The organism is Hymenobacter lutimineralis, assembly GCF_008271285.1.
In the GTDB taxonomy this organism is placed as follows: Bacteria; Bacteroidota; Bacteroidia; order Cytophagales; family Hymenobacteraceae; genus Hymenobacter; species Hymenobacter lutimineralis.
Genome location: NZ_VTHL01000002.1, coordinates 366,263 through 382,410, shown reverse-complemented (window position 1 = coordinate 382,410; position 16,148 = coordinate 366,263). Strand labels below are relative to the sequence as shown.

At 62.0% G+C, this 16,148-nt stretch carries 8 protein-coding genes; 6 read left to right on the top strand and 2 right to left on the bottom strand.

Annotation, left to right across the window (positions count from 1 at the left end; genetic code table 11):
• Positions 1-100 precede the first annotated feature (100 nt).
• From FY528_RS03875 to tamL, 3 genes are all read left to right on the top strand, one after another.
• A complete protein-coding gene (locus FY528_RS03875; RefSeq protein WP_149069674.1) occupies positions 101-493 on the top strand; it encodes a RidA family protein in 393 nt (130 codons plus the stop codon).
• A gap of 262 nt (positions 494-755) precedes the next feature.
• Positions 756-5,930 carry a translocation/assembly module TamB domain-containing protein gene (locus FY528_RS03870; protein WP_149069673.1) on the top strand — a complete coding sequence of 1,725 codons (5,175 nt, stop codon included), beginning with the start codon at positions 756-758 and terminating at the stop codon, positions 5,928-5,930.
• A gap of 30 nt (positions 5,931-5,960) precedes the next feature.
• The gene (tamL, locus tag FY528_RS03865) at positions 5,961-8,312 is read left to right on the top strand and encodes a translocation and assembly module lipoprotein TamL (RefSeq protein ID WP_187631993.1); all 2,352 of its coding nucleotides are present in this window, start codon (positions 5,961-5,963) and stop codon (positions 8,310-8,312) included.
• Between the two features lie 39 nt (positions 8,313-8,351).
• Here the strand turns inward: tamL and FY528_RS03860 are convergent, their stop codons facing one another.
• Positions 8,352-10,901, bottom strand: coding sequence for an FdhF/YdeP family oxidoreductase (locus tag FY528_RS03860; RefSeq protein WP_149069671.1), 2,550 nt, complete (start codon positions 10,899-10,901; stop codon positions 8,352-8,354).
• Between the two features lie 32 nt (positions 10,902-10,933).
• The gene (locus FY528_RS03855; protein ID WP_149069670.1) at positions 10,934-11,260 is read right to left on the bottom strand and encodes a DUF7009 family protein; all 327 of its coding nucleotides are present in this window, start codon (positions 11,258-11,260) and stop codon (positions 10,934-10,936) included.
• A 205-nt stretch (positions 11,261-11,465) separates the two neighbouring features.
• Between FY528_RS03855 and FY528_RS03850 the strand changes: the two genes are divergently transcribed.
• The 3 genes from FY528_RS03850 to FY528_RS03840 are packed head-to-tail and all read left to right on the top strand — an operon-like array spanning position 11,466 to position 16,131.
• Positions 11,466-12,194 (top strand): hypothetical protein, encoded by a 729-nt coding sequence (locus FY528_RS03850; RefSeq protein ID WP_187631992.1) that lies wholly within the window; start codon positions 11,466-11,468, stop codon positions 12,192-12,194.
• A gap of 8 nt (positions 12,195-12,202) precedes the next feature.
• Positions 12,203-14,989, top strand: a complete 2,787-nt coding sequence (locus tag FY528_RS03845; protein ID WP_149069668.1) for a TonB-dependent receptor — start codon at positions 12,203-12,205, stop codon at positions 14,987-14,989.
• The gene (locus FY528_RS03840; RefSeq protein WP_149069667.1) at positions 14,989-16,131 is read left to right on the top strand and encodes a DUF4249 domain-containing protein; all 1,143 of its coding nucleotides are present in this window, start codon (positions 14,989-14,991) and stop codon (positions 16,129-16,131) included. Before FY528_RS03845 ends, FY528_RS03840 begins: the two co-directional genes overlap by 1 nt.
• Positions 16,132-16,148 lie beyond the last annotated feature (17 nt).

Below are 16,148 nucleotides of genomic sequence, written 5' to 3'. Positions count from 1 at the left end.
ATTTTTACGGGTCGAAAACATGCTGACATAGGGCTGTCAGTTGGTGGCTGGACCTTTGTTTCGTTGAGTGAGGGACACTTGATATGACAAGGCCCAAGCAATGGAAAAGCACCTCGTAGACCCCTGGAAATGGGGACAGTACACCAACTCCGTACAAGCCGTTGAAATCAAGCAGCCGACTGGCACTCTTTACTGCTCCGGGCAGGTAGCCCTGGATGCCGAAGGCCAGCCCAGCACTGCCGACATGCGCAGCCAGCTGCAGCAAACTTTTCAGAACCTGGAGCAGCTGATTAGTGAGGCCGGGTACGAATGCGGCGGAATCGTGCGGCTGAATGTATACACGACCTCCGTAGCCGAGTTCTTCACCACGTGCACCGACATATACCAGGGGTGGTTAACCAAACACGGCATCAAACAAGCTACGACGCTGCTGGAAGTTAAAGGCCTGTTTGCCTCCTTAACCGTGGAGCTGGAAGCTACCGTAGTGAAATAAGCGCCTGGGCCACCAGGCACCCTTACGCCCGACCGCCACAGAAAGCCCGTTTGCTCCTTACCTAGGTGAGGAAGTGGACGGGCTTTTTGCCGGTGTACCCAATGCGCGGTGTACTACTTGTTATGGGCAACCGGAACTAAAAAGAGTGGGTGGGGGCGGGAAAGGGCATTCGGCCGGGGAGTTTAAGCCCGACCCTAACCTCAAAGGCCAAAATTCCGTTGGGAAGGCCGAAACCCTTCCAACTTCTCGCGTTATCAACTCTTTGTCTACTCCCGTTCGGCGCGCGCTCTACGTTGTGCTCGGGCTGCTGGCCTTTGTGCTGGTGCTCGTAGTTGGGGTAATTGTGGCCCTGCAATTGCCTTCGGTTCAGGACTTCGCCGCGCGCAAAGCCGCTGGCTACCTCCAGGATAAAATTGGCACGGAGGTGCGCATTGCCAAGTTCCGCACCGACTGGCGCCACGGTCTGGCCCTGGATGGCGTGTACCTCGAAGACCAGAAAGGCGACACCCTGCTTTCGGTGGGCAAGCTGGCCGTGGGCATCGACCTGTGGGCCCTTACCAAGTCGCAGATCAACGTCAGCTCTGTGGAGCTGGTGGATGGCACCGTGCATATCAGCCGCACCGAGCCCGACTCAACGTATAACTTCGACTACATCCTGGCGGCTTTTGCCACCGGCGACACCACCACGACTACGGCCGCCGACTCCACGGGCGGCTTTAAGTATGACATCGGCGACGCCCACTTGCAGAATGTGTACCTGACCTATAACGACCAGGTAGATGGCATGAGTGTGCGCACCCGCGTAGGAGACCTGGCCGTGGCCATGAATGAGGTGGACGTAGACCGCAGCATCTACCGCATAGAGTCGGTAGCGCTGAAAAACACGGCCCTGAATATTACCCAAACCAAGGTGCCGCCGGATACGCCCGCCGAGCCCCTCACCCTCACCTTCGGGCTGGAGAAGGCTACGCTCGACAACGTAGCCCTCAACTACCGCAACGACCCTTCGCGCCAGTACATCAAAACCCGCATCGGGCAGGGCGAAGTCACGGCCGACAACATCGACCTGATCCGGCAGCGTATCGACCTGAACTCCCTCACGCTGCGCAACTCCGAGGTTAGCTACGCCCAGAACGAGAACGTGCCGGTGGCGCAGCGCGTCATCAACCCGGCCGAAGCGGTGCAGAAGCTCGACTCGGCTGTGTCGCAGACTACGGGCGCTGCCACCTCCTGGCGCGTGGCCCTCAAGCAGTCGGATATCAGTGGGCTGCGGTTTGCCTTTGATAATGTGGATGAGAAGCGGCAGCGCACCCGGCTGGCCGCCATGGACTACAACCACCTGCTGTTTGACTCCCTGGCTTTGCGCACCCGCAACCTGGTGTACACCGAAAACCGCACCACCGGCCGCATCGACCTGCTGCGCGGACGGGAGCAAAGTGGCTTCCGGGTAGATAAGGCCCAGGCCGACGTGGTATACGACTCGGTACAAATCCGCCTCGACGACCTCGATCTGATTACCCCGCATACCCGCATCCGCCGCACCCTGGCCATTGGTTTCGACTCGCTGGGTATGCTTTCGGATATGAAGCAGCTGGGCAAGATGCGGATGGAGGCCGACCTGCGCAACACCCGCCTGGGCTTCCGCGACATCCTGTACCTGGCTCCCGACCTTATCACCGAAAAGCCCTTTACCAGCGGCGCCAACCAATCGGTGCTGCTGAGCGGGCGCGTGAATGGGCGGCTGAACAACTTTACGCTCAACGACCTGGAAATTGTGGGCTTGCGCAACACCGTCGTGCGCGGCTCGGGCCGCATTCAGGGTTTGCCGAATACGGATAGACGTCTGTACACCGACCTGAACATCCGGCAGCTGACCACCACCAAGCGCGACTTAAATGACATTCTGCCCGCCGGCCTCATCCCGGAAGACGTTATCAACCTGCCCGACCGCGCCACGCTGAGCGGCACCGTGCGCGGGCGGCCCACGGCCAACGACCTGGCCCTGAACCTGAAGGCTGCTACCTCGTTTGGCGGCGCTACCATTGCCGCCACCATGAAGCCGGGTCCGGCGGGGCAGGAGCCGTTCAACGCCAAGTTCAGCCTCAGCAACTTTCAGCTGGGCAAGCTGCTGCGCCAGCCTGATATCGGCCCGATTACCGGCAGCGGCACCTACGCCGGCCGGGGCTTCGACCCCAAAACCATGCAAGGGCAGCTCACGGCCAAGCTCACCAAAGCCCGCTACGGTAACTATACCTATAGTAACATCGACGCAAAAGTGGGCATCCGCGGGCAGCAGTACGACATCGACGCCCGCAGCACCGGCGACGCCAACGCAGCCTTTGCCATCAAGGGCACCGTGGATTTGCGCAACCCCAACGCGCCGCAGTACGCCTTCAGCGGTAACGTGCAGAGCCTGAACCTCACGGCCCTTGGCTTCTACTCCGGGGGTGACCTCCGGGTGCAGGGCAACCTCGACGCCAACTTGCGCGGCTCGGACCTGAACACGCTGAACGGTACCGTGAAAGGCACCGGCGTGGCCATCAACCTCAACAACCAGCTGATTCCGCTGGACACGCTCAACGCCCGCTTCCTGCAGCAAACCGGCCGCACCGAAGTGGATTTTGCTTCCAGCATCCTGCAGGCTACTATCCGGGGGAACACGCGCCTGGGTGACATGGTAACTGAGCTGCAGGGCCACATCGACCGGTATTTCGACTTGCCCGGCATCCAATACCGTCCCAGCACGGCGGCGCGCCAGTTCACCTTCGACGTGACGGTGCCGCAGTCGGGCACCAAGCTGCTGCCCAAGCTGCTGCCGGGCCTCACGCGCATCACACCCTTCCAGGCCAACGGCGCCTACGACAGCCGTGCCGCCAGCCTGACGGTGCGTTCCGATGTGGCCCGGATGCGCTACCAGGGCATCACCTTCGACTCCCTGAAGCTGCGCGTGGGCTCCGACCCGCAGAAGCTCGACTACTCCGTGGTGCTCGACCAAGTGCGGCAGGATACCACGCTGCGCATCCCGAATCCTTCGGTGGTGGGCAGCATTGCCAACAACCAAATTGGTACGCGGGTGCGCATTGCGGAGTCGGACTCGGTGGAGCGGCTTAACCTGCCGGGCGTTTTGCAGGTGCTCAACGGCGGAGCGGCCTACCAGTTCAGCTTTGGGCAGCAGGTGATGGTGGACGGCAAAGAGTGGACGGCCCTGCCCAACAACTTCGTGCGCTACACCACCAGCACTGGCAACATAGAAGCGCAGAACGTGCGGCTCAGCTACACGGGCCGGGCCGAGCGTTTCCTGTCCTTGCAAACCTTGTCGGGTGCCCGCAACCCGCTGCAGGTGCAGATTGGCAACTTCGACCTCTACGGCCTGGGTCGGGCCGCGGGCTTGCAGGACTCCCTGGTGGGCGGCACCCTCAATGGGGATGCCGTGGTGTACAACCTGGGCCGCACCGGCCAGACCTTCACCGCCGACCTGGATTTGACGGACTTTGCCTACAATAAGTATATCCTGGGCAACGTAGCCCTGCAGGCCGTAAACCAGACCGCCAACCGCTACGACGTGGTGGCCTCGCTCACGGGCGGACCCGACCAGAACGACGTGCTGGCGACCGGCTACTACCTGGGCTCGGGGGAAATTTCCCTGGATGTAGACCTCAACCAACTGCAGCTGAAAACCATTGAGCCGTTCTCGGCCGGGCAGCTGCGCGAGATGACGGGTGCCCTCAGCGGGCCGCTCACCATCCGGGGTACCACGGCCGCTCCCCAGCTGCGCGGTAACGTGCATTTCCGAAATGCCGGTTTCACCCTTTCTCAATTGGGGGCACCCTTCCGCTTGTCGGAGGAGGAACTGCTGCTGGATGAGCGGGGGCTGCACTTCGACAACTTCGCCATCATCGACTCCCTTGGCAATAAGGCCTTGGTGAATGGCTACATCGTGCCGGCCCGCAGCCTGGCCTCCGTGGGGCAATACCGGTTTGATTTGCGGGCCAAGACCAACAACTTCCTGGCCGTGCAAAGCACCCGCCGCGACAACCCGCTTTACTACGGTAAGCTGTTCGTGGACTCGGATACGCGCGTGACGGGCTTCCTCTACCGCCCCCAGGTGAGCACCCGCGCCACCGTGGCCGATGGCTCCGACCTGACGGTGGTGGTGCCCTCCGACGACCCCGTCGTAGTGGAGCGCGAAGGCATTGTCATCTTCGTGGATAAGGATGCGCCCAAGGTAGACTCGGCGCTGGTGCGCGAAGTAGCCGACATCGACTCTTCCCTGGTAGCCACGGGCTACGACGTGCAGGCCAACATCACCGTGACGGACCGTACGCCCTTCACCGTGGTGATTGACGAGGCCTCCGGCGACAACCTGCGGGTGCGGGCCGAAGGACAGCTGGACGCCAAGCTGGATGAGCGCGGCGCCCAGACCCTGGTGGGCCGCCTGAACGTGACGGAGGGCCAGTACAAAATGTCGCTCTACGACTTGGCCGAGCGCAAGTTTGTCATTGGCCAGGGTAGCTACCTGGTGTGGACCGGCGACCCGTACAACGCGCAGGTAAACGTGTCGGCTATTTACAAGGTGCAGGCCGTGGCCGCTGACCTGATTGCCAACCAGACCGAAGGGGACCCCACCCTGAGTAACCTCTCGCGCAACCGCCTGCCCTTTGAGGTGTACCTGAACGTAACCGACCAGCTGCTCAAGCCCACCATCGGCTTTGACATTCGCCTCCCGGAAACCACTACCGGCGCCGTGGCCGAGCCCGTGCGGGCCAAGCTGGAGCAGCTACGTCAGCCCAGCCAGACCAACGAGCTGAACAAGCAGGTGTTTGCCCTGATGGTGCTGGGCCGCTTCCTGGCCGACAACCCCCTGCAGAGCACGGCCGGCCCCGGCACCTTTGTGGGCAACCAGCTGCGCGGCTCAGCCAGCCAGGTGCTCACCGATCAGCTCAACAACCTTACCGGCCAGTACCTGGCCGGCGTGGGCCTGGAGCTGGGCGTGAATTCCTACAGCGCCGTGGATGCCTCGGGCAGCCAGTCCAACCGCACTGACCTGAACGTGGCCGTGCGCCGCCAGCTGTTCAACGAGCGGGTGACGGTGCGCCTGGGTACCGATGTGCCCCTGGGCGGCAACTCCGGCAACCAGCTTTCCCAGGGCAGCGCCGCCACCAGCCAGTTTGCCGGCAACGTGAGCATAGAGTACAACATCCTGGCCGACGGGCGCCTGCGGCTGCGTGCCTTCCGCGACAACGCGTACCAGGATATCGACGGGCCGTTTGCCCGCACGGGGGCGGCCCTCATCTTCCAGCGCGACTACAACAGCCTGCAGGATTTGTTCGCGAAGCCATCGGCGGAAGTGAAGCAAGCGGTGCGCACCGACCGGCGCGCCCGCCGCGACGAGCGGAAGGCCGAGGCCGATACGCTTAAGAACAACGCCCTGAACTAAGACCACAGATTGACACGGATTTTTGAACGGATGACGCAGATGCAGTTGAGGGGTGCTCGTATTACTTCAACCCACACCAGGCAAACCGGGCTCCGGCTGGGCTTGCTGCTAGCCGGGCTGTGGCTGGCCGGGTGCAGCGGCACGCGCTTCGTGCCCGAGGGCGACAAGCTCTACACGGGCAGCACCGTCAAGCTGAAATCAGCCTACAGCATTCCGCGGGAGGCTGAAATCGGCACGGAGCTGGAGTCGGTTATCCGGCCCAAGCCCAATGCCTCCATTCTGGGGCTGCGGCCCAAGCTGTACTTCTGGCACATGGGCCAGGGCAAGAAAAAGGGCCTGGGCAAGTTTCTGGCCGACCGCTACGGCGAGGCGCCCGTGCTGCTCAGTCAGGTAGACACCACCAAGGTGAAGGGGTTGATGATCAACCGCCTGTACAACAACGGATACTTTGCCGCGCCCCAGGTGGCCAGCCCGGTGAAGGCCAAAGGCGCCACGGCCACCATCGACTACACGGCCACTATTCAGCGGCCCTATACCGTCAAGGAAATCCACTTCCCGGAGCGCGACACGCTGGTGGACCGCGACATTCGCAAAACCCAGGCGGGCACCCTGCTAAAAGTGGGCGACCCGTACAACCTGAACACGCTGATAACCGAGCGCACGCGCATCGACGACCAGATGAAGCAGAACGGGTACTACTACTTCTCGCCCGACTACCTGCTGTACGAGGTGGATAGCACCCAGCACAACCAGGTGAACGTGTTCATTAAAGTGAAAGGCTCGGTGCCCGATAATGCCGTGCAGCCCTACGTGCTCAACCGCGTGACCCTGAACACCCGCTACGACCTGACGGATACGACCACGCGGGCCCAGGCCATTCAGTACCAGAAGTACCGGTATGTGCCCGATGAGAAGGTATTTAAGGCGCGGGCCATTACGCGGGCTACCTTCCTGTACCCCGACTCCCTGTACCGCCGCCGCCGCCACGACCAGACGCTGAGCCGCCTGATGAGCCTGGGCACTTTCAAGTTCGTGGACATTCAGTTTCGGCCGGCTCGCCAGAAGCCCGATTCCCTGGGCTACGGCTTCCTGAACGCCTACGTGCGCATGACCCAGCTCAAGAAGAAATCATTGCGGGCGGAGGTGCAGCTGGTGAAGAAAACCAGCGGCTTCACCGGGCCGGGCTTCACGGTGCAGTACCGCAACCGCTCCGCCCTGCGCGGGGCCGAGCAGCTGCTGCTGAACATAACCGGGGCTTTCGAGACGCGCACCGGCACGGGGGGGACTACCACCGCCGAGGGCGGCAACCAGCCCGTTTTTGGCCTCACGTCCTACGAGCTGGGCGCCAACGGCCAGCTGCTGGTGCCGCGCTTTATTGCCCCCTTCGACATCAAGCTCCGGGAATCCGACTTTCAGCCGCGCACCGTGTTTGGGGCGGGCTACAAGTACGTGGCCCGGCAGGATTTCTTTCAGGAGGACTTCTTCAACCTGAACTACGGCTACAGCTGGAAAACCAAAATCACCAACCAGCACGACTTCAAGCCCGTGGATCTGCAGTACATCCGGCTGGGCAACACCACCGAGGTGTTCGACTCGCTGCTGGACGCGCGGCCGTTTCTGGCAGCCTCGTTCCGGCAGCAGTTCATCCCGGCCAGCTCCTATATGTACACCTACAACACGCAGGTGTATGAGCAGCGCCGCAACCAGTTCTACTTCAGCGGGGGCGTAGAAACCGCCGGGTTTGTGGCCAGCCTGCTGGGCAAGCCCAATGCCGAGGGCGACAAGGAAGTATTCGGGCAGGAGTACTCGCAGTACGGCAAGTTCGACGTGGAAGTGCGCAACTACTACCGCATCACCCCCGACCCCAAGAGCGGCAATAAAATAGCTACCCGCCTGCTGGTGGGCCTGGGCATGCCCTACGGCAACTCGCGGGTGCTGCCTTACCTGAAGCAGTACGGCGCGGGTGGCCCCAACAGCGTGCGGGCGTTTCTGCCCCGCGCTCTGGGCCCCGGCACCTACCGGCCCGAGGGCGCCGAAAAGCTCACCCGCTTCTACGACCAGGTGGGCGACGTGCGCGTGGAGGCCAATGCCGAGTACCGCCAGGACCTGTTTCCCTACGTGAAGGGCGCCGTGTTCGTGGATGCCGGCAACGTGTGGCTCGTGAATCCTGACCCCACCCGCTCCACACCCGATGGCCGTAACGGTCAGTTCCAGTTCAGCTCCTTCTTCAAGGAGCTGGCCGTAGGTGCCGGCGTGGGCCTGCGCGTCGACATCGAGTTTATTGTGGTGCGGCTGGATGTGGCGTACCCACTGCGGACGCCCTATGGCACGGGCGGCAGCAAGTCCCTGGTACCCAACCTGGCCATCGGCTACCCCTTCTAGCAGAGTCCAAGGCAAAATGCCAACCCCGGCCGGCTTAGGTTACGCTTCCGCGGCCAGCCGGACTTCCAGCGGGGCACCCACGGTTTTGTGCGCTGGCGCCACCGTCACCACCACGTATTTGGAAGTGGGGGTGTTGCTCTTTTTAGCTACGCTGCCTACGGGTACCAGGGGGTTGGCCTCGGGGAAATAAGCAGCTACGTTGCCGCGCGGAGTGTCGTAAGGCACCGCTACGAACTTCTCCACCGTGCGCTGCTCGCCTTTGAAGTGGCTGGTAATGTCGATGAGGTCCTGGGCTTTCAGGCCCCGGTCGGCCATGTCCTGGCGGTTCATGAACAGCACGCGCCGCTCCCCGTGGATGCCCCGGTACCGGTCGTTGTAGTCGTAGATGGTGGTGTTGAACTGGTCGTGGCTGCGCACCGTCATCAGCACCAACTGGTCTGGCTCCAGGGCGTATTTTTCCAGCTCCGTTGTACTGAAGTTGGCCTTGCCGTTTGCAGTGGTGAACTTCCGCTCACGCGGGCCATTGGGCAGATAGAATCCGCCCGGCCGCCGCAGCTTTTCGTTGAAGTTTTCAAAGCCTGGAATTACCCGGCTGATATGGTCGCGGATGACGTCGTAGTTTTCGGTCATGGCTACCCAGTCGGCAATGTTGGTGCGGTTGCCCAGGGTGGCAATGGCTACGCCCGCCAGAATAGCCACCTCGCTCATCATTTGCCCTGGCAGTGGCACCAGCACGCCCTTGTTCTGGCTAACGACGCCCATAGAGTTTTCGCAGCTTGTCATCTGGTGCCCCGACTTCTGCATATCCACATCGGCGTGGGTAAAGCAGGGCAGCAGCAGGCTGGTTTCGCCGGTGGTGAGGTGGCCGCGGTTGAGCTTGGTACCCACAAACACCGTGAGCTTCTGCTTGCGCATGCCCTCGGCAATAACCTCCGTGTCGGGGCCCGCGGCCAGCAGGTTGCCGCCTAAGCTAAAGAATACCTTGGTTTTGCCCTTGTACATGGCCTTGATGGACTCTACCGTATCCAGGCCGTGCTCGTAGGGAGGGGTAAAGTTAAATTCCTTGCCCAGGGCGTCGAGGAAAACCCTGGTAGGCTGCTCCCAGATGCCCATGGTCCGGTCGCCCTGCACGTTGGAGTGCCCGCGCACCGGGCAGGTGCCCGCCCCGGGCTTGCCAATGGCGCCTTTCAGCAGGTGCAGGTTCACGATTTCCTGGATGGTTTGCACGCCCTGGCGCTGCTGGGTCACGCCCATGGCCCAGCAGGTCACAATCTTCTGCTTGCGGGCCAGCATATTCGCCGCTTCCAGCAGCTTGGCCCTGGAAATGCCGCTCAACTCCTCAATATCCTCCCAGCGGGTATGGCGGATGTTCTGCTCAAACGACTCGAAGCCCGTGGTAAACTCAGCAATAAATGCCCGGTCCACCACCTGGCCGGGGTTCAGGTCCTCGGCTTCGAACAGGTGCTTCATAATGCCCCGCAGCAAGGCCATGTCGCCATCCACCCGCACCTGCAAAAACAGGTCGGTAATCGGGGTGCCATCGCCCATCAGCGCGCCCAGGGCCCGGAGCGGGTTCATGAAGTCCTGGGGGTTGCGGAAGTGGTTGAGGCCAGCCTCGAACAGCGGGTTGATGGCAATAATCTGCGCCCCGTTGCGCTTGGCCTTTTGCAGAGCCGTGAGCATGCGCGGGTGGTTGGTGCCCGGGTTCTGGCCGATAATCAGGATGACCTCGGCCTCGTGAATATCATTGAGCGTGACGGAGCCCTTGCCTAGGCCCAGCGTGGGGCTGAGCGCGGCCCCGCTACTTTCGTGGCACATGTTGGAGCAGTCGGGCAGGTTGTTGGTGCCAAACTGCCGGGCAAAGAGCTGAAACAGGAAGGCCGGCTCGTTGGGCACCTTGCCGGAGGTGTAAAACACGGCTTCATCGGGCGAGTCCAGCGCGTTCAGCTCCCGGGCAATCAGCTGGAAGGCCTCGGGCCACTCAATGGGCGAGTAGTGGTTGTCGCCGGGGCGCTTCACCAGCGGATGCGTGAGGCGCCCGGCGTTATTCTGGTCCCGGTCGGTCATTCGGGAAAGCTCGGCCAGGCTGTGCCGGGCGAAGAACTCGGGGCCGGCAGCTCGCTCGTCGGCATCGGAGGCGGTGGCCTTAGCGCCGTTTTCGCAGAACTCGGCCACCGAGCGGTGCTCGTCGGGGTCGGGCCAGGCGCAGCTGGAGCAGTCGAACCCATCCTTCTGGTTCATGTTCAGCAGCCCGCGCGTGCCCCGGCTGAGGCCTCCCTCGCTCCAGCTGAACTCCATGGACTTGATAACCGCCGTAATACCGGCCGCCACCTTGGCCGGCTCCTCCAGCCGCAGCCCCGTCAGGGCCGCGGGCGGCTGTGCCAGTACAGGGTGGTGGTACTGGGCATTGGCTACATCGGGCGGGGGGATGCTGCTTTGGTCGCGTTCCATCTGCGGGTCGGGGCGGTAGTGGTCGTTGGTCGGGGCTGTTCCCTGGTCGGGCCGCTCCCCACTTTTGGGCGCCAATTGCGCCTGCTGCTCGTGCTGTTTGCCGGCTTTGCCGGGGTCGTTGATAGGCGACTCTTCCATGGGGCGGGAACTAGCTAGGGTGAGAGAGGATACTAGTGCTTGCAGCCCAGGTCTTTTTCAACCAGAATTTGGAGCACCTGGTTGTTGAATACGGGCATAGCGCCCTGGAGGCTGACTTGCCCGGTTGTCGTCCAGGCGTCGGCGGCCGCCGTCGGTACCAGCACGCGCACGGTGCCCGCCGCGCAGGCAACGGCCAATGCTTGTGCGTCAGGAGCACGCTCCAGGGTGTAGGTTAGCTGGTCGGAGGCCAGCAAACCCAGGCAAACCACGGTTTCCAGGCGGCCCTGTTGCTGAAAAACTAAAATTTCCCGGGCATCTAGGCGTACGCGCAGCGTATTTTCTTCCAGGCGAATTTTCATAGCAAGTACTAGCCGAATTGGGTAGAAAAGGTTTTCGGAAGGTAGTGAGGTTGCTATAGATTGTTATCTACCCGTGCAGGCCCAAACGGGTGAACGAGCAGGCGGGGTTGAATTGATGCAACGCTGGGCGTACTTGCGCTATCTTATACTTTCAGACCACCTGCTTCGGATGAAATTATACCAGCTTTATAGCTGCGCTGGGCTCTTGCTGCTGTTGCCGGCCGGCTGTGCCCTGGGCCAAACGGCCAGCGCGGCCCCCGGCGAAGTGCCCCCGGTTCTGCGCACCCTGCGCCAGCACTACGAGGCCGGCCTGGGCTTTGACTCGCAACTGTACAACGGGCAGGAATACGTCAACTATGTTCGGTCCTACATCAAGGGCCACGCCTTTTTTGACTCGGCCGACCCGCAGCCCGGCACCGTGGAGTACGGTGGGGGCACCTACTCCGTGCCCCTGCGCTACGATATTGTGCGTGAGGTGCTGGTGCTGAAAGCACCGCTGGGCGCCCTGACCCTGCAGCTCATAAACGAGCGGGTTACCCGCTTTAGCCTGGGTAGCCACTCGTTTATCCGCCTGGTAGCCGACTCCGGCCGCGCCGCGCCCATCCGCACGGGCTTCTACGAGGTGCTGGTAGATGGGAGCGTGCAGCTACTGGCCGCCCACCGCAAAAACCTGCAGCAGCGCTCCGTGGCCGGGGGTATGGAAGGCGAAATAACCCAGAAAGACGAGTTCTTCGTCCGCCAAGGCACAGAACTCCACAGCGTGGGGAAGGCCAAGTCGGTGCTGGCGCTCTTCCCCGAAAGCAAAGCGCGCCTGCGGGAATACATCAAAACCCGGAAGCTCCAGTTCAGCAGTACCCGCCGCCAGGAAGCACTGACTGCCTTGCTCCAGTACTACGCTACCCTGCCTGTGCCTTCTTCCCCCGCCAGACACTAGAAAGAACCATGGGCCAACGGCTTCAGGCTTCTGCTTGCTTCAAGCAGCCATTTTATCGAATCATTCTGCTGATTGCCTGCTGCCTGAGCAGCTGGGCTGCCTCTGCCCAGCGAGCAGAGCCGCTTATTAGCGGAAACTTCCAGAACCTGAGCGTGGAGGAGTTTGCGCGCCAGCTGGAAGCGCAGAGTACCTATCGGTTTTACTTCGACTCGGCCAGCGTAAAGGGCGTGCTGGTGAACGTGCGCGTGCGGGAACAACCCCTGACCAGCGTCCTGCAGCAGGCCTTTGCTCCCACGCCCGTTCGGGTTGCCGTGGACGAGGAGCACAACGTATTCCTGACAACGGGCACCCCGCTGCCCGTCACGCTGCCGGACAATTACTTTCAGGGCAGTGCCGTGGCCGTTACGGCAGAGGAGCCCACTGATTCGGCCATCCCGGCTACCCGGGCTACCAGTAGTGCGCGTCTCTACGAAATAGGACGGATGGGCGCCGCCAGGGGGGCTACGGCCACCGTAGCCGGCCACATCCGCGAAGCCAAGTCGGGGGAGCCGGTGCTGGGGGCGTCCGTGTACATTGAAGGGCCTTCGATTGGTACCAGCACCGACCAGTTTGGCTATTACGCCCTTACGCTGCCAGTGGGCCAGCACGTGCTCAACATTCGGGGTATCGGCATCAAGAACACTCAGCGCCGCATTATGCTGCACGCCGATGGCAAGCTGGAGGTAGAAGTGGAAGAGGATATTACCGCCCTGAAGGAGGTGCGGGTGGAAGCTGAAAAAGACAAAAACGTGGCCAGCCTGCAGATGGGCGTGGAAAAGCTCGACATCAAGACCATCCGGCAGGTGCCCACGGCCTTCGGCGAAACCGACATTTTGCGGGTGGTGCTTACGTTGCCCGGGGTAAAGTCCATAGGGGAGGGCAGCACCGGCATCAGCGTACGCGGGGGCGCCACCGACCAGAACCTGATTCTCTTCAACGACGCCACGGTGTACAGCCCCTCGCACTTGTTTGGCTTCTTCTCGGCCTTCAACCCCGACATTCTGAAGACGGTGGAGCTCTACAAAAGCGCCATTCCGGCCCGCTACGGTGGGCGTTTGTCGTCGGTGCTGGATATTGCCACCCGCGACGGCAACAAGAAAAAGCTGGCGGGCGCGGGCGGCATCGGGCTACTCACCAGTCGCCTCACGCTCGAAGGGCCCATTATCAAAGACAAAAGCTCCTTTATCATCGGGGGCCGCTCCTCGTACTCCGACTGGATTCTGCGTCGCCTGCCCGACCGCAGCCTACGGGAAAGCGCCGCCGCCTTTTATGACGTGAGTGCCCACATCAGCCACGAGCTAAACGAGAAAAACACGCTCTACGCTACCGGCTACCTGAGCCGGGACCGGTTCAAGCTGGCTTCCGATACGGCCTACGCCTACCAGAACCGCAACGCCAGCCTAAAGTGGCGCCACACCTTCAGCAACACGCTCTACGGGGTGCTCACGGCCACCGGGAGCCAGTATGGGTACGAGGTGACAAGCGAGAAAAACCCGGTGAGTGCCTCGGCGCTGGCGTTTGACCTGGCCCAGGTAGGCCTGCAGGCCGATTTCAGCTACTTCCGCAACGCCAAGCACACCATCGACTTCGGAGCCAGCACGCTGCGCTACCGCCTGATGCCGGGCCGCCTCACGCCCCGGGGCGCAGAGTCGTTGATAGAGCTCGACGAGCTGGACCGCGAGCAGGGCCAGGAAAGTGCCTTGTACGTATCGGACCGCTGGGACGTGACGCCCCGGCTGGCGGTTTCGGTGGGGCTGCGCTACTCCCTGTATCAGGCTCTGGGCGCCCGCGACGTGTACCAGTACGCGCCCGGCGTGGCCCGCTCGGTGTACACCATCACCGATACGGTGCGCTACGGGGCGGGCAAAACCATTGCCACCTACCACGGGCCCGAGTACCGCGTTTCCTTGATGTATGCGCTATCAGACCGCGCCTCGGTGAAAGCCAGCTACAACCGCACGCGCCAATACATTCACCAGTTGTCGAACACGGCTTCCATCTCGCCCACTGATACCTGGAAGCTGAGCGACGCCTACGTGCGGCCCCAGGTGGGCGACCAGTTCTCGGTGGGCTACTACCGCAACTTCCGCAACAACACCATCGAAACCTCGGTGGAAACCTATTACAAGTTCATGCACGACTTCGTGGACTACATCAGCGGGGCCTCGCTGCTGCTGAACCACCACCTGGAAACCGATATCATCAACGCCGAGGGCAAGGCCTACGGGGCAGAGTTTTCGGTGAAGAAATCGACGGGCAAGATCAACGGCTGGCTGAGCTACACCTATTCCCGCTCCCTGGTGCGGGCCAACGCCGGCACACCCGCCGAGCAGATCAACGGGGGCGAGTACTACCCCAGCAACTTCGACAAGCCCCACGACGTGACCCTGGCCGGCAACTACCGGTTCAGCCGCCGCTTCAGCACGTCCCTGAACTTCAACTACAGCACCGGCCGCCCCATCACCCTGCCGCTCACCACCTATTACCTGGAGGGCGCCACCCGCGTGTTCTACTCCGACCGCAACGCCTACCGCGTGCCCGACTACTACCGCGTAGACTTTGCCCTCAACATTGAGGGGGGGCACAAAGCCAAAAAGCTGGCCCACAGCTCCTGGACGCTGTCGGTGTACAACCTCACGGGCCGGCGCAACCCCTATTCTGTGTACTTCAAGGCCCAGAACGGCAAAATCAACGGCTACCAGCTGTCGATTTTCGGGCAGCCGATTCCGAGCGTCACGTATAATTTCAAGTTCTGATGATGGGCTTTAACTCCCGCGTGTGGAAACTCCTGGCCGGTGTCCTGCTTCTGGTGCTGGGCGGCTGCGTTGATAAGTTCGAGCCGGACGTGCTGAACTCGCCCCAAAGCTACCTAGTGGTAGACGGCTTCATCAACCTGAACGGGCCAACCACGATCCGCCTGTCGCGCACCAAGAACAAGGCCGACGCGCCCGTGCCCGTGGAAGCCGACGCCACCGTCACGATTCAGGATGAGGCCGGGGCCGCCTATCCGCTCCCCGAGCAGGAAGCCGGCACGTATCAGTCGGCCGCCATGAGCCTGAACCCTGCTTTGCGCTACCGCCTGCGCATCCGTACTGCCGCGGGCAAGGAGTATGCGTCGGACCTGGTGGCCGCCCGCCAGACCCCGCCCATCGATAAAGTAACCTGGGCGCTGACGAACCGGGGCTTGCAGGTCTACGTGAGTACCCACGACGACGCCAACGCCACGCGCTACTACCGCTGGCGCTACGACGAAACCTGGCTGTTTCACTCGGCTTACCCCTCGGGCGTGGAGTATGTAGATGGCGTGATGCAGAACCGGCAGGAGAACATTTACTACTGCTGGGGCAACGAAAGCTCCACTGCTATTCAGCTGGGAAGCACCAGCCGGCTCAGCCAGGATGTGGTGAAAGACTTCCCATTGCGCCTGCTGGAGTCCACCTCTGTTAAGCTGGGCATCAAATACAGCATTCTGGTAAAGCAATACGCCCTCACAGCCGAGGAATTTGCCTACTGGGAAAAGCTCAAAAAGAACACCGAAAGTCTCGGTGGCCTCTTCGACCCCCAGCCCACCCAGCTCACCGGCAACGTGCACAACCAGGCCGACGCGGCCGAGCCGGTTATTGGCTACGTGGGCGCGGCTACCTACACGGAAAAGCGGCTGTTTATCGACCGCACGGAGCTGGAGTCTATTGTCCGCTTCCAGACGGGCTACGAGTCGTGCGGCAAACCCGACACCGTAAAGCTGGCTGATGTAGCCTTTTACTTCAGCAACCCCAATCTGCTGCCGCTTGAAGGCTTGTATGCCGGCCGCACCCTCATCGGCTATACCAGCAGCCCCGGCGTGTGCGTAGACTGCCGTCTGCGCGGTACCAACGTGAAACCAGACTTCTGGCCTTAGCAGCGAAGCCTTAACCC

Coding starts and splice junctions, on each gene's coding strand:
- FY528_RS03875 (WP_149069674.1), top strand. CDS start 101: ATGGAAAAGCACCTCGTAGACCCCTGGAAATGGGGACAGTACACCAAC.
- tamL (WP_187631993.1), top strand. CDS start 5,961: ATGACGCAGATGCAGTTGAGGGGTGCTCGTATTACTTCAACCCACACC.
- FY528_RS03860 (WP_149069671.1), bottom strand. CDS start 10,901: ATGGAAGAGTCGCCTATCAACGACCCCGGCAAAGCCGGCAAACAGCAC.
- FY528_RS03855 (WP_149069670.1), bottom strand. CDS start 11,260: ATGAAAATTCGCCTGGAAGAAAATACGCTGCGCGTACGCCTAGATGCC.
- FY528_RS03845 (WP_149069668.1), top strand. CDS start 12,203: ATGGGCCAACGGCTTCAGGCTTCTGCTTGCTTCAAGCAGCCATTTTAT.
- FY528_RS03840 (WP_149069667.1), top strand. CDS start 14,989: ATGATGGGCTTTAACTCCCGCGTGTGGAAACTCCTGGCCGGTGTCCTG.